Consider the following 12,298-nt stretch of genomic DNA (forward strand, 5'->3'; position numbering starts at 1 on the left):
GGTGTGATTAGCCGACGGGACCAAATACCTGACAGCCGCTTTCAGAAATCTCGCCACGGGTAACAGGATAACCTCGACGTGGGTTCATTCGGATGGGCTGCATTCCGGTAAGCCGATACATGCACTGCTCGGTCTCGCGAACGCTGCTGTTTTTGCCGCCGATATAGATGTCGAGCCAAGGCCGCCCGTTCTTGCCTGTGTAGCAGGGGCCGTTTTGGGGCTGATATCCATCCCCGCAGACATCTTCGACGATGGCGTATTTGCGCAGCCGTTCAATGTAAAAACGGGTGCCGGGGGGGAAATCCAGCGTTTGGTGACCGCCGCGGATCGCATGGCCCACGGCAATTGTGATCGGATCGTTGTATGTTCCGGTGCCGCCGGCCTGTTGGCGCAGAACGGGGCGGGCGATTGCTGCGCTTCCCGGTGGTGTGTTGTCCCAGTAACTGTAGCCGGTCAGGTAGCCTTCGAAACGGACTTCCGTGCCTTGCTTCACATAGCGTTTCAGCTGGGCTTTCATGTTGTTGTTGATGCTTTGAGCGGGCAACATACCTGCGCAGATGCCTGTGATAGCCAGGGCCGCAGCAGCAATGGTGGATTTGCGGATCAGTGAGTTTTGGATCTTCGACATGCTCAATTCCTTGTCGAGGGCAGCCTCGGGTTGGGGGGCTGACAGCGGGTCAGCGCGCCGTGGACAGGACAGATCCGGACCGGAGCAGACCGGCATTCGGATCAGTTGGTTCAAAAGGCCCTGTCAGGCGTCTTATCGCTCTCATCTACGGTTGTTCAGGACGCCCCCCGGGAGCATGTGTCCTGCCATCAAAAGGATCTCCGGCCGCTGACCCCTCCGATTGGGGAAAAGCGGGTACACCATGTGCGGGGCCTGACACAAAGCACAGCAGCGTGTCTGGGCAGAAATTCACCCAGCTATCGGCGGAAATCCGTCAGTTTGGTTTTGCGTGAGAGCTTGATTTTTTGGTCAAACTTATTGTGCGATATTCGAACATCGTCGCCGTCGTCGGCGAAGGGCGACAAAGATGTCTGCCCCGGCGGCACGGTTGGCAGCCTTCGTGGCCCATAAGAAAATCGCAGCCTGAAACCATCCGCCTTTGCGAACGGGTGTATGTAGCAACGCACATGCCTGTACGAAATCAGCGCCACCAAGGGGCGCAGCCCCGTTCAGAGGGTGGGTTAATTTTTTGTATCGTTCACAATGCGCTGATGCAGCGTCCTGTGGCCAACCTATGGCTGGATTACGCGAAATCCCGCGCCTGCAATGGCGAGAACAAGAACTGTTCGACGGCGTCATTCCCACCTCCTGGTTGCGGGTGTATTGCCAGTGAAGCACCCGTTTTTGGGGGCAATCTCACTGCTCGATGCGGAGAGGTTAGGCTGACAAATCTTAAACCACGTTAAAATGGAGCGATTCGGATCACTCATAATGAGAGCAATTTGATTCAACGGCAGGTTACCGCCGACAGTTTTACGTCTTTTGGGGTGTTTGTTTGCGAGGCAGAAACATCAGTTGCGCCCTTGGTGGCGACTGCTGCGGTTTCCTAGTCAAACGAATCGAAAATTGCCCGTTCGGTGCCGAATCCCTACACGCTCAGAGTGTTTGAACCACGCCGCTACATCTGAGCATCACGCCTAACGGCCGTAGATACGCCGAAAGGAGCAGAAAACCGCCAACCCGGACATCAAATAGGGTTAGATGTGATCTTAGGCTTTGATTTTTGGGGATTTTTTTACTGGTGCTGCTGGAGAGAATTGAACTCTCGACCTCTCCCTTACCAAGGGAGTGCTCTACCTCTGAGCTACAGCAGCGCCGGTGAAGGGGCTTTTAGGGGGAAACTCTCGGGGGTGCAAGAGCATTCTGGACGGTTTTTTCACTCTCCGGTACAGAAGATCTATGGCAGAGAAGAAAACAGCAAAAAACAAAGGGTCTGCGCAGACGCGGGAAGACCGGTTGAAGGCCGCATTGAAGGCGAATATGGCCCGCCGCAAGGCGCAGGCCAAGGCGCGTGCGGTCAGTGACGACAGCGATTCCCCCGCAACAAGCAGTTCCAAGGAGTAAAGAGCAGATGGATTCGATTTTGGTGACGGGGAATGGCCCCCTCAAGGGACAAATTCCGATTGCAGGGGCCAAGAACGCCTGCCTTACCCTCATGCCGGCGACCTTGCTGAGTGAGGAACCGCTGACGCTGACCAATGCGCCGCGTCTGAGCGATATCAAAACAATGACGCTGCTGCTGCAATCGCTGGGTGCCGAGGTCTCCAGCTTGCAGGACGGTCAGGTGCTGGCCTTGTCGAGCCACAACCTCACCAGCCATGTTGCCGATTATGACATCGTCCGCAAAATGCGTGCGTCCAACCTGGTGTTGGGGCCGATGCTGGCGCGGCTCGGGCAGGCCGTTGTCTCGTTGCCGGGCGGCTGTGCCATTGGTGCGCGACCGATGGATCTGCATATCCACGGGCTGGAAGCCCTGGGCGCGGAAATCGAACTGAAAGATGGCTATCTGCACGCCAAGGCGCCGAACGGGTTGAAAGGGGCAGTTGTCGAACTGAGCTTTGCTTCGGTCGGCGCCACCGAGAACATCATGATGGCGGCAACGCTTGCCAAGGGGACCACCGTCATCAAAAACGCGGCGCGCGAGCCTGAGATCGTCGATCTTGCGGATTGCCTGCGCAAGATGGGGGCGCAGATCGAAGGTGACGGTTCGCCCGATATCACCATTCAGGGCGTTGACCGACTGCATGGTGCAACGCATCAGGTGGTAACTGACCGGATCGAACTGGGAACCTATATGTTGGCGCCTGCGATTTGCGGTGGTGAAGTGGAGCTGCTTGGCGGTCGTCGCAGCCTGCTTGAGAGCTTCTGTGCGAAGCTGGAAGCCGCCGGGGTCGAGATCATCGAAAACGACAATAGCCTGACAGTGCGCCGAGGTGACAATCGGGTGAAGGCAGTCGATGTGGTGACAGAGCCGTTCCCAGGTTTTCCGACAGACCTGCAGGCGCAGATGATGGCGCTGATGTGCACGGCGGAAGGCACCTCGGTTCTGGAAGAAAAGATCTTCGAGAATCGCTTTATGCACGCGCCGGAACTGGTGCGCATGGGGGCTCAGATCGAAGTGCATGGCGGCCATGCGACCGTAACGGGCGTCGAAAAGCTGAAAGGCGCGCCAGTCATGGCGACGGATCTGCGGGCGTCGGTGTCCTTGATCCTTGCTGGTCTTGCTGCTGAGGGGCAGACCAAGGTGAGCCGTGTCTACCACCTTGATCGCGGCTACGAGCATGTGGTGCGCAAGCTGTCCGCAGTTGGCGCAAAGATTGAGCGCATCAAGGAGGAATGATGGCAGACGCACGCTTTGATGACGGGCGCGAGGCGCCTTTGAACCTTGGTGCTTTTGAGGTGGATGACCTGCAGGTCATCGCCTCGCTTGCACAGGATGCCGTTTTCCCGGTGACAGAAATCACCTGGCGCCCGTCTGAGCGGCGATTTGCCATCCTTCTCAATAGGTTCCGCTGGGAGGATAAAACCGCAGCGGAACGGCGTGGTCGGCCCTATGAACGGGTTCAATGCGTGCTTGTGGTGGATCAAGTGCTGGGTGTTGCCTCGCAGGGGATTAATCGCAAGGATCGCGACCTCGTGCTGTCCCTTCTGTCGGTCACGTTTGAACCTGGCGACGATGGTGAAGGCCATGTTCTGCTCACCCTTGCAGGTGACGGGGCAATCCGCCTTCATGTTGAGGCGCTTGAGGTGACGTTGCGGGATGTGACACGCCCTTACAAGGCCCCTTCTGGGGCTGCGCCCGACCACGGCGCATAACACCTCATGCTCCCATGTGCGGCATGGGGGCATCGCACGTCATACGGCTTGAGACTGCGCGGCTTGCCCTATATTGCAGGCGCAAAGGAGAGCCGAATGCCACAGTTTCTCAATACCGCTGATGCCGATTTCGAACAGGCCTTTACCGCCCTTCTCGGGGCAAAGCGCGAAGACAGTCCCGATGTCGATGCTATCGTTGCGGACATCATTGCGGATGTGCGCGCCCGCGGTGATGCCGCGCTTGTTGAACTGACCGAAAAATTCGACCGGATGAGCCTGACGGCGGACCGGTTGCAGATCTCCGAAGCTGAGATTGATGCCGCAATCGAAAACGTCTCAGCAGAAGAGCGCGCGGCGCTGGAGCTGGCGGCGGAACGGATCCGGGCCTACCACGCGCGGCAGATGCCGGCGGATGATGAATGGCAGGATGACACCGGCGCGACCCTGGGCTGGCGTTGGTCTGCTGTTTCGGCGGCAGGGCTTTATGTGCCGGGCGGGCTGGCGAGCTATCCGTCTTCTGTTCTGATGAACGCGATTCCGGCCAAGGTTGCCGGAGTTGAACGGCTGGCAATGGTGGTCCCGACCCCAGATGGCCAGGTCAATCCGCTGGTGTTGTTGGCCGCGCGTCTTTCAGGTGTGGACGAGGTTTATCGTGTTGGTGGAGCGCAGGCAGTCGCCGCGTTGGCCTACGGCACCGAAACCATTGCGCCCGTCGACAAGATCACCGGTCCCGGCAACGCATTTGTTGCGGCGGCGAAACGCCGGGTGTTCGGCAAGGTCGGCATCGACATGATTGCAGGCCCCTCCGAAATTCTGGTGATCGCTGACAAGGACAACGACCCGGATTGGATCGCTCTGGACCTGCTGAGCCAGGCCGAACACGACGAAAGCGCGCAATCTATCCTGATCACCGATGATGAGGGGTTCGGTCGATCTGTTGCCGATGCGGTTGACGCACGTCTGCAGATGCTGGAGCGCAGCGCGATCGCCGGGCCGAGCTGGCGCGATTTCGGCGCCATCATCACCGTGCAGGATCTGGACGAGGCGGCAGAGCTGTCTAACCGCATCGCCCCCGAACACCTGGAGCTATGCGTCGCGGATCCTCGCGCCCTGAGTGAAAAGACCATTCATGCAGGCGCGATTTTTCTCGGCCAGTACACTCCCGAAGCAATCGGGGACTACATTGGTGGTCCGAACCACGTTTTGCCGACGGCCCGGTCTGCGCGGTTTTCCTCCGGCTTGTCGGTAATGGATTTCCTCAAACGCACCACATTGAGCCAAATCACGCCGGATGCTTTGCGGGCCATCGGTCCGGCAGCAGAGACCCTTGCCAAGAGCGAAAGCCTGCAAGCCCATGGGCTGTCCATTCGGGCGCGGCTTGATCGTCTCAACCGGTGATTGGCTGACACGGCGCGCAATTCGGGGTGGGGCGTTCTGCGCACCGCCCCTTTTTCTTTTCGTCCCGATGGTGGCTGCACCGCATCGTGAGGGAACTTCGCGCTGCTGCTCATTGCCGTTGTCACAGGGTTCGGCTACTCAGGTATCAATGTGACCTGCGCATAGAGACCTGACCCATGAGCCGCATCAGCCAAATCGAATTGGACGACCGTAATCTGCCTCCGCCGACGCCAGAGATTGAGCAGGAGCGCCGCGTCGCCATTTTCGATTTGATCGAAGACAACAGCTTTTCCTTGCCAGCCCGAGACGAGCGCGCAGTGCCGGATGGGCCATATCACCTGGCGCTGGCGATCCGTGATAAGCGTTTGGTTTTCGACGTCTCCTCCGAGAGCGGCGACAAAGCGGCAGAATTCCACCTTTCTCTGTCCCCGTTTCGGCAGGTGGTGAAGGACTATTACCAGATCTGCGAGAGCTACTTTACTGCGGTCAAGACGCTGCCCCCTAGCCAGATCGAGACCATCGATATGGCCCGTCGCGGGATCCACAACGAAGGCAGCCGGGTGCTTCAGGAGCGGCTGGAGGGCAAGGCGGAGATCGATACTGATACCGCTCGCCGGCTCTTCACACTGATCTGCGTTCTGCACTTCGGAGGTTAAGGCGTGAGCGAGTTGCCGCAGTCGATCCTGTTCTGCTGTGACCACAACGCGGTCCGGTCCCCTATGGCAGAGGGGATCATGAAACAATTCTACGGCTCAGGCACCTATGTGCAGTCCGTCGGCGTCAAGAACGACATGGAGATCGACGGCTTTTGCATCGCGGTCTGCCAAGAGATTGGTGTGGAGCTGTCACGTCATCGTTCGCGGTCGTTTGACGAGATGGAACAATGGGGGGACGATCTGTCGTCCTTTGATCTGGTGGTGGCGCTGTCCCCTGCCAGTCAGCGTCGAGCGCTGGAACTGACCCGTTTTTTTCATCTCGATGTCGAATATTGGCCAATTATGGACCCAACTGGACTGGGGGAAACCCGTGAAGCCAAGCTAGACAGCTACAGGCAAACCCGATCCCAGATCATCCAGCGCCTGACAGAGCGCTGGGGAAACCCGTTGGAGACAAAATGAACAGCACGATTACTCGCTACTTTGAGGCGTTCAACGCAAAAGATACTGATGCCATGCTGGCCTGCCTGTCCGATGATGTGGCTCACCACGTGAACGAGGGCAAAATCCGTGTCGGCAAGGCGCTGTTCGCAGAGTTTTGCGCGCACATGAGCCGCTGCTACGATGAGAACCTCACCGATATGGTGATCTTCGCCAACGAAGAGGGCACCCGTGCCGCTGCCGAATACATCGTGAATGGCGTCTATCTTGAAACCGATGCAGGCCTGCCAGAGGCGCGCAAGCAGACGTACCGTTTGCCGGCTGGGTCGTTCTTTGACCTGGAGGATGGCAAGATCACGCGGGTGACAACCTATTACAATCTCGCGGATTGGACGGCGCAGGTTTCTGCCTGATGGGGCTGCGGCTGGATGTTCTGCGGGGCGAAGACCTGGCTAGGGCGATTGATGATGTTGCGCGTCTGCGCATCGCCGTGTTCCGGGACTGGCCTTATCTTTACGATGGCGACCTGAGCTATGAACGGAGCTATCTGCAAAGTTATCTGGAGAGCGAACGCTCTGTGGTGGTTGGTGCTTTTGATGGCGATGAGCTGGTTGGTGCCTCGACAGGGGCCCCCCTTGCCGATCATGCCGAGGATTTTGCTTCTGCGTTCAAAGGTGCAGGTCTCGCGTTGGAGGACGTGTTTTATTGCGCTGAATCGGTTCTGCTGCCCCAGTATCGCGGGCAGGGGCTTGGACATTGGTTCTTCGATCTGCGCGAGGCCCACGCGAAGGAACTGGATTTTGCCGTGTCCGCATTCTGTAGCGTCCAGCGCCCTGACGACCATCCGGCCAAACCGCAGAATTACCGCGATCTGCATGATTTCTGGCGCAAGCGCGGGTATCAGCCCATGCCGGGCGTGGTGGCCAGTTTTTCCTGGCGCGACGTCGGGGATACGGAAGAAACCCGCAAGCCTCTGCAGTTTTGGTCACGGAACTTGACCTAAGCCAAGGTTTGCGACCCGATTGTCATATTTGCCCGCACTCAACGCATAGGATTCTTTGATGAAAGTCGCTGCTGCAGCCTACCCTCTTGATTGGTTCGATGACTGGTCCGCCTATGAGGCGAAAATCACACGCTGGGTGAAGGATGCGGCAGACAACGGCGCGAACCTGTTGGTGTTCCCGGAATATGCCGCGATGGAGCTGTCGACATTGGACGGGGCTGACGTCGCCGGGGATCTGGAACAGTCCCTGCACGCGGTTTCCCGCCGCATGCCGGATGTGGATGCACTTCATCTGAAGCTGGCGGCTGAGTTTGGCGTTCACATCCTCGGTGCATCTGCACCGGTTTTTGACGGTGGCACCCGTCCTGTTAACCGCGCAACACTTTATGCCCCGAATGGGCAGAAGGGCTTTCAGGACAAACAGATCATGACGATGTTCGAGCGCGACCCCTGGGATGTGACAGGGGGATGTCCGCTCAAAGTGTTTGATACTGAATTGGGAAAAATCGGCATCCTGATCTGTTATGACAGTGAATTCCCGCTGCTGGGCCGAGCATTGGCCGATGTCGATATCCTGCTTGTCCCCTCCTGTACGGAGGCGCTTGCTGGATATTGGCGGGTGCGTATCGGAGCCATGGCGCGCGCGCTTGAAAACCAGTGCGTTTCCGTCATGTCCTCTATCGTTGGCCCAGCGGAATGGTCAGAGGCAGTTGACCAGAATACCGGCATGGGGGGCATCTTTGGTCCTCCGGACACGGGCTTTCCGGCGACCGGTGTGCTGGCTGAAGGACAGCTGAACGAACCGGGCTGGACCTATGCTGATGTGGACCTTGAGGCCATTGCCCATGTGCGTCGGGATGGCATCGTTCGCAACCGGAGCCATTGGCAAGAACGCCCCGAACCGGGGAAAACCGTCACAATATGTCCCATGCGGTGATTGCGCCCTTGAAAATCAGGGAAAAAGCGCTCATTTAAGCCCACGTCCCGCAGACTCGCGGGAAACCATCATTATGGAGATAACATGGCCAAGGAAGATACGCTCGAATTTCCCGGTGTCGTGAAGGAACTCCTGCCCAATGCGACGTTTCGGGTCGAGCTGGAAAACGGCCATGAGATCATCGCACACACGGCAGGCAAGATGCGCAAAAACCGCATCCGCGTTCTGGCTGGCGACAAGGTTCAGGTCGAGATGACACCCTACGATCTGACCAAGGGACGGATCAACTACCGCTTCAAGTAAGCAAAGAGATCCTTCATACGATCAAAGCCCGGCCATCCCGCCGGGCTTTTGTTTTGCGCATCTGTTGCCTCTGGCGGTGTTGGGCTTCCCCAGATCCGGAAGAGCCAGTAAGACAGGCCAGACCTGCGCTGTGCCTGAGACGCTTGCAGAAAACACCATATGACCGAGAGGGACGGAAATGGCATTCATTCTGGGATCTGGCAGCCCCCGTCGGCTGGAATTGCTGGCTCAGCTGGGAATTGCCCCGGATGCGGTGTGTCCACCGGACATCGACGAAACCCCAAAGAGGGGTGAGCAGCCGCGCCTGTACTGTGCCCGGATTGCGCGGGAAAAGGCCGAAGCAATCGCCGCAGAGCTGGATGATCTGGTGCTTTGCGCGGATACCACCGTCGCCCTGGGGCGCCGCATCATGGGTAAACCCGCGGACGCTGGTGAGGCGGCAGAGTTTCTGCTTGCCCTGTCTGGGCGCCGTCATCAGGTGATTACGTCTGTTGCGGTGCGGCGCGGTGATCGCCTCTGGACCCGTGACGTTGTCAGCGCTGTTAAAATGAAGCGGCTGTCGGATGAAGAACTCAATGCCTATCTCGCGACTGGCGATTGGCAGGGCAAGGCAGGGGCCTATGCCATTCAGGGGCCTGCCGGGGCGCTGATTCCGTGGATCAACGGATCTTTCACCGGAATTGTTGGCCTGCCGCTGGCCGAAACCGCCACATTGCTGCGCGCAGCAGGCTGGACACAGAACAAGGAGACTGCCGCATGAAGGGCCGTACGATCATTCTCGACCATATTGAAGGCCGGGAAGCCGCCGCACTCGTTGTTGATGGGGTTCTTGAGGATTTCCTGATCGACAGCGATGCGCCAACTCCCGGCACGATCTATCGCGCCAAGGCGGATCGTCCGGTAAAAGGGCAGGGGGGCATGTTTCTCACCACACCGGACGGCCCCGCCTTTTTGCGTCAGGTCAAGGGTCTGGCGCCCGGTCAGGAGCTTCTGGTCCAGCTGACAGGCTACGCCGATACGGGCAAGGCGCTGCCCGTGACGCAAAAGCTCCTCTTCAAAAGTCGCTATGCGATTGTCACACCAGAGGCGCCGGGGCTCAATATTTCCCGCTCGATCCGCGACGAAGACGAACGTGATCGGCTCCTGGAAATCGCCCACGGCACAATGGGCGATAGCAGCTACGGGCTCATCCTGCGTTCAGCCTGTGACGGTGCCGACGCAGAAGATATCGAGGAAGACATTCTCGCGATGCTCGCGCTTGCGGATCAGGTGCTGCACGACGAAGGTTCAGGCCCCGAAGTCCTGGCAGAAGGCGATACTCCGCATCTGCTGGCGTGGCGCGATTGGACCGATCCTGCAGATGTGGAACGGAAACCGGGCGGCTTTGAACACCACGGTGTTCTGGAGACGCTTGATCAGGTGAAGACGATTCGCGAGCCGCTGAGCGGCGGGGCGTTCCTGTTTATCGAGCCGACCCGTGCCCTGGTGGCTGTCGACGTTAACACCGGTTCGGATACTTCTCTCGCTGCGGGCACCAAGGCAAACATGGCCTGCGCCAAGGGGCTGGCCCGTGCGCTGCGGCTGCGGGGGCTGGGGGGCCAGATCGTGATCGATCTTGCTCCGATGCCGAAAAAGGATCGCCGCGCCTTCGAATCCGCACTGCGCGCCAGTTTCCGCACCGACAGCGAAGAGACCACGTTGGTTGGCTGGACCAACCTTGGTCACTTTGAATTGCAGCGCAAACGGGGCCGGGTTCCCTTGTCTGAGGTGCTGTCATGAGCTGCCCGATCTGTGGAGAAGAAACCAGAAGGGAATACCGCCCCTTCTGTTCTCGCCGCTGCGCTGATGTTGATCTCGCAAAATGGCTGAATGGCGCTTATGCCACCCCCAGCACCGACCCCGAAGACATTGAAATCGCTCTGGAAGAAGCAGAAAAAGCGCAAGAAACCAAACATTAGCGAATTTCTTTGAAAAAGCCTCTGGACACCGCCACCCCCACGTCATAGAAGGCCCTCACCCAAGGCAAACAGCCTTCCCGTGCCCGGGTAGCTCAGGGGTAGAGCAGTGGATTGAAAATCCTCGTGTCGGTGGTTCGATTCCGCCCCCGGGCACCATTTTACCTAGAGTGAAAAAAATGTGATGCAGCGCCGATTGGCTTGCTGCATTTTTTGTTTTTGCCCCTATGTCTGATCACAGCGGTGGGCAATCGCCGGGTTCTGGCAGATCGGGGGGCATGTGCAGCGGGCAGGGGGAGATAGTGGTAGCTTGGGTGACTTGAACGGCGGGTCAGTGGGCGTTGGTGTTTTGGGTCCAGTGCTTTTTCTTGACGACATTCGCGACGGTCAGGTCTGGCTCAGCGCTCTTGTTTTGACGCGCGACGATGGTGATCTTGCGCCTTTGATTTGCGATGATGGGGCGGCGCATCCCTTTCGGGAACTGGCTTGCGAAGCGGGCTGGCGGGTGATGCGGGCGAGGTTTCGGGGGGAGGCCAGAAGCACGATCCGCTACAGTGCACTGGGAACGACATATGAGCTGGCCGGAGCGTTTGGTGGCAATCTGAATATCGCATTCGCGTCCTGCAATGGAGAGGAACACGGAGATCTTGACCGTGATCCGGAAGAGCGAAATGTCATGTGGGCCCGCCTGTTGCGAGAGCATAAGGTACGCCCATTTCATCTCTTGCTGCATGGGGGAGACCAGATCTATGCAGATGAGGTCACACAGGGCCACCCGCTGAGCGAGGACTGGCCAGACCACCTGCCCAAAGATCCCTCCCGCGAGGGCCTTGAGGATCTGCGGGCGCATTTGAGACGGGGGTTCTTTGAGCGCTATGTCTCATTCTTTCTCGGCTGTCCTGACATGCTGGCGCTTGCCGCGACGGTGCCATCCCTGTGCCAATGGGACGACCACGACATTTGTGACGGGTGGGGGTCGCTGCGCAGATCAAGGACCTATTCTCCGATCGGCCAGACCCTTTTTGACGTGGCGCGTGAGGCCGCTCTTTTGTTTCAACATGCCTGTGTGGACGGGGATCTGCCGGGGCGGTTTCATGACCCGGAAGGGTTGAGCCTGAGCTGGAGGATTGACCTGCCGGATCTGAGGATCGTGGCGCCTGATCTGCGCTCTGAGCGAACACGCAGGCAGGTTATGGGACGCATTGGCTGGGAGATGATGGACGACCTGCTGAATGCAACGCCAACGCGACGGCTGATCGTGGTGTCGTCGGTGCCCCTGTTGGGGCCACGGTTGTCCATTCTGGAGGCCGTGATGGTAGCAATTCCGCAGATGCAGAAATACGAGGATGATCTCCGGGATCAATGGCAAAGCAGAGCGCACCGGAGCGAATGGCGTCGGATGCTGGACCTGCTGCGCGGTATCTCAGAGCTGGGGCAAACCGATATCACCATCGTGTCGGGAGAGATCCATCTGGCGGCACGCGGCACCATGCCTTTGGGGCAGGGGCGTGTCCTGCATCAGCTGATCGCTTCGGGTGTTGCACATCGCGCGCCTCCGAATGCCTGGGCGCGGGTTCTGGGCTGGCTTGCCGTCTTGGGGGACAGCCCGCTGAGCGGTGCGCCGATCCGGATGCAGCGCCTGCCGGGTCAGAGAAGGCGTTACGTGGCAGAGCGCAACACCCTGACGCTTCGCCGGGTCGACGGTGAGTGGGGCGCAATCTGGGACCTGGAGCAGTCCGGCCAGACAGCCCCGTTGCCCGTGTAAGATGCCGCGTTTAGCAG

15 protein-coding genes and 2 tRNA genes are annotated in these 12,298 nt (G+C 58.8%); 15 read left to right on the forward strand and 2 right to left on the reverse strand.

Going from position 1 to position 12,298, the window contains the following annotated elements:
- Positions 1-7: 7 nt before the first annotated feature.
- Together NIT7645_RS09185 and NIT7645_RS09190 are read right to left on the reverse strand one after the other, a co-directional pair.
- Positions 8-628, reverse strand: a complete 621-nt coding sequence (locus NIT7645_RS09185; RefSeq protein WP_050687090.1) for a hypothetical protein — start codon at positions 626-628, stop codon at positions 8-10.
- A 1,118-nt stretch (positions 629-1,746) separates the two neighbouring features.
- Positions 1,747-1,821: transfer RNA gene (locus NIT7645_RS09190), tRNA-Thr, on the reverse strand.
- Between the two features lie 85 nt (positions 1,822-1,906).
- Here NIT7645_RS09190 and NIT7645_RS19510 point away from each other — a divergent pair.
- The 15 genes from NIT7645_RS19510 to NIT7645_RS09260 all read left to right on the forward strand — a co-directional run bounded on the left by NIT7645_RS19510 (position 1,907) and on the right by NIT7645_RS09260 (position 12,281).
- Complete coding sequence (locus NIT7645_RS19510) at positions 1,907-2,071, forward strand: hypothetical protein (protein ID WP_165589500.1); 165 nt, start codon at positions 1,907-1,909, stop codon at positions 2,069-2,071.
- Positions 2,072-2,078: 7 nt separating this feature from the next.
- Positions 2,079-3,347, forward strand: a complete 1,269-nt coding sequence (gene murA / locus NIT7645_RS09195) for a UDP-N-acetylglucosamine 1-carboxyvinyltransferase (protein WP_008560870.1) — start codon at positions 2,079-2,081, stop codon at positions 3,345-3,347.
- Positions 3,347-3,823 carry a DUF2948 family protein gene (locus NIT7645_RS09200; protein ID WP_008559235.1) on the forward strand — a complete coding sequence of 159 codons (477 nt, stop codon included), beginning with the start codon at positions 3,347-3,349 and terminating at the stop codon, positions 3,821-3,823. Before murA ends, NIT7645_RS09200 begins: the two co-directional genes overlap by 1 nt.
- A gap of 96 nt (positions 3,824-3,919) precedes the next feature.
- Complete coding sequence (hisD, locus tag NIT7645_RS09205; protein ID WP_046211615.1) at positions 3,920-5,221, forward strand: histidinol dehydrogenase; 1,302 nt, start codon at positions 3,920-3,922, stop codon at positions 5,219-5,221.
- A 176-nt stretch (positions 5,222-5,397) separates the two neighbouring features.
- A complete protein-coding gene (locus tag NIT7645_RS09210) occupies positions 5,398-5,877 on the forward strand; it encodes a UPF0262 family protein (RefSeq protein WP_008559312.1) in 480 nt (159 codons plus the stop codon).
- 3 nt (positions 5,878-5,880) lie between these two features.
- On the forward strand, positions 5,881-6,339 hold the full coding sequence (locus NIT7645_RS09215; RefSeq protein ID WP_008560536.1) for an arsenate-mycothiol transferase ArsC: 459 nt from the start codon (positions 5,881-5,883) through the stop codon (positions 6,337-6,339).
- Entirely contained in the window at positions 6,336-6,731 is a 396-nt protein-coding gene (locus NIT7645_RS09220; RefSeq protein ID WP_050686782.1) for a ketosteroid isomerase-related protein, read from the forward strand. The genes NIT7645_RS09215 and NIT7645_RS09220 overlap by 4 nt, the downstream gene beginning before the upstream one ends.
- Complete coding sequence (locus NIT7645_RS09225) at positions 6,731-7,321, forward strand: GNAT family N-acetyltransferase (RefSeq protein ID WP_050686784.1); 591 nt, start codon at positions 6,731-6,733, stop codon at positions 7,319-7,321. Before NIT7645_RS09220 ends, NIT7645_RS09225 begins: the two co-directional genes overlap by 1 nt.
- A 58-nt stretch (positions 7,322-7,379) precedes the next feature.
- Positions 7,380-8,258 (forward strand): carbon-nitrogen hydrolase family protein, encoded by an 879-nt coding sequence (locus NIT7645_RS09230; RefSeq protein ID WP_050686786.1) that lies wholly within the window; start codon positions 7,380-7,382, stop codon positions 8,256-8,258.
- 84 nt (positions 8,259-8,342) lie between these two features.
- A complete protein-coding gene (gene infA / locus NIT7645_RS09235; protein WP_005978431.1) occupies positions 8,343-8,561 on the forward strand; it encodes a translation initiation factor IF-1 in 219 nt (72 codons plus the stop codon).
- Positions 8,562-8,739: 178 nt separating this feature from the next.
- Positions 8,740-9,321: a Maf family protein gene (locus tag NIT7645_RS09240; RefSeq protein WP_050686788.1), complete on the forward strand. Its 582-nt coding sequence runs from the start codon at positions 8,740-8,742 to the stop codon at positions 9,319-9,321.
- Positions 9,318-10,340, forward strand: a complete 1,023-nt coding sequence (locus NIT7645_RS09245; RefSeq protein WP_050686790.1) for a ribonuclease E/G — start codon at positions 9,318-9,320, stop codon at positions 10,338-10,340. Before NIT7645_RS09240 ends, NIT7645_RS09245 begins: the two co-directional genes overlap by 4 nt.
- Positions 10,337-10,519: a DNA gyrase inhibitor YacG gene (locus NIT7645_RS09250; RefSeq protein WP_008561858.1), complete on the forward strand. Its 183-nt coding sequence runs from the start codon at positions 10,337-10,339 to the stop codon at positions 10,517-10,519. Before NIT7645_RS09245 ends, NIT7645_RS09250 begins: the two co-directional genes overlap by 4 nt.
- A gap of 81 nt (positions 10,520-10,600) precedes the next feature.
- A tRNA-Phe gene (locus NIT7645_RS09255) sits at positions 10,601-10,675 on the forward strand.
- A gap of 199 nt (positions 10,676-10,874) precedes the next feature.
- The gene (locus NIT7645_RS09260) at positions 10,875-12,281 is read left to right on the forward strand and encodes an alkaline phosphatase D family protein (RefSeq protein ID WP_242656125.1); all 1,407 of its coding nucleotides are present in this window, start codon (positions 10,875-10,877) and stop codon (positions 12,279-12,281) included.
- The last annotated feature ends 17 nt before the right edge of the window (positions 12,282-12,298 follow it).

The sequence above is a fragment of the Phaeobacter italicus genome, from assembly GCF_001258055.1.
GTDB lineage: Bacteria > Pseudomonadota > Alphaproteobacteria > Rhodobacterales > Rhodobacteraceae > Phaeobacter > Phaeobacter italicus.

Excerpts from the sequence above, each read along its gene's own strand:
- NIT7645_RS09185 (WP_050687090.1), bottom strand. The coding sequence starts at position 628 with ATGTCGAAGATCCAAAACTCACTGATCCGCAAATCCACCATTGCTGCT.
- NIT7645_RS19510 (WP_165589500.1), top strand. The coding sequence starts at position 1,907 with ATGGCAGAGAAGAAAACAGCAAAAAACAAAGGGTCTGCGCAGACGCGG.
- murA (WP_008560870.1), top strand. The coding sequence starts at position 2,079 with ATGGATTCGATTTTGGTGACGGGGAATGGCCCCCTCAAGGGACAAATT.
- NIT7645_RS09200 (WP_008559235.1), top strand. The coding sequence starts at position 3,347 with ATGGCAGACGCACGCTTTGATGACGGGCGCGAGGCGCCTTTGAACCTT.
- hisD (WP_046211615.1), top strand. The coding sequence starts at position 3,920 with ATGCCACAGTTTCTCAATACCGCTGATGCCGATTTCGAACAGGCCTTT.
- NIT7645_RS09210 (WP_008559312.1), top strand. The coding sequence starts at position 5,398 with ATGAGCCGCATCAGCCAAATCGAATTGGACGACCGTAATCTGCCTCCG.
- NIT7645_RS09220 (WP_050686782.1), top strand. The coding sequence starts at position 6,336 with ATGAACAGCACGATTACTCGCTACTTTGAGGCGTTCAACGCAAAAGAT.
- NIT7645_RS09225 (WP_050686784.1), top strand. The coding sequence starts at position 6,731 with ATGGGGCTGCGGCTGGATGTTCTGCGGGGCGAAGACCTGGCTAGGGCG.
- NIT7645_RS09230 (WP_050686786.1), top strand. The coding sequence starts at position 7,380 with ATGAAAGTCGCTGCTGCAGCCTACCCTCTTGATTGGTTCGATGACTGG.
- infA (WP_005978431.1), top strand. The coding sequence starts at position 8,343 with ATGGCCAAGGAAGATACGCTCGAATTTCCCGGTGTCGTGAAGGAACTC.
- NIT7645_RS09240 (WP_050686788.1), top strand. The coding sequence starts at position 8,740 with ATGGCATTCATTCTGGGATCTGGCAGCCCCCGTCGGCTGGAATTGCTG.
- NIT7645_RS09245 (WP_050686790.1), top strand. The coding sequence starts at position 9,318 with ATGAAGGGCCGTACGATCATTCTCGACCATATTGAAGGCCGGGAAGCC.
- NIT7645_RS09250 (WP_008561858.1), top strand. The coding sequence starts at position 10,337 with ATGAGCTGCCCGATCTGTGGAGAAGAAACCAGAAGGGAATACCGCCCC.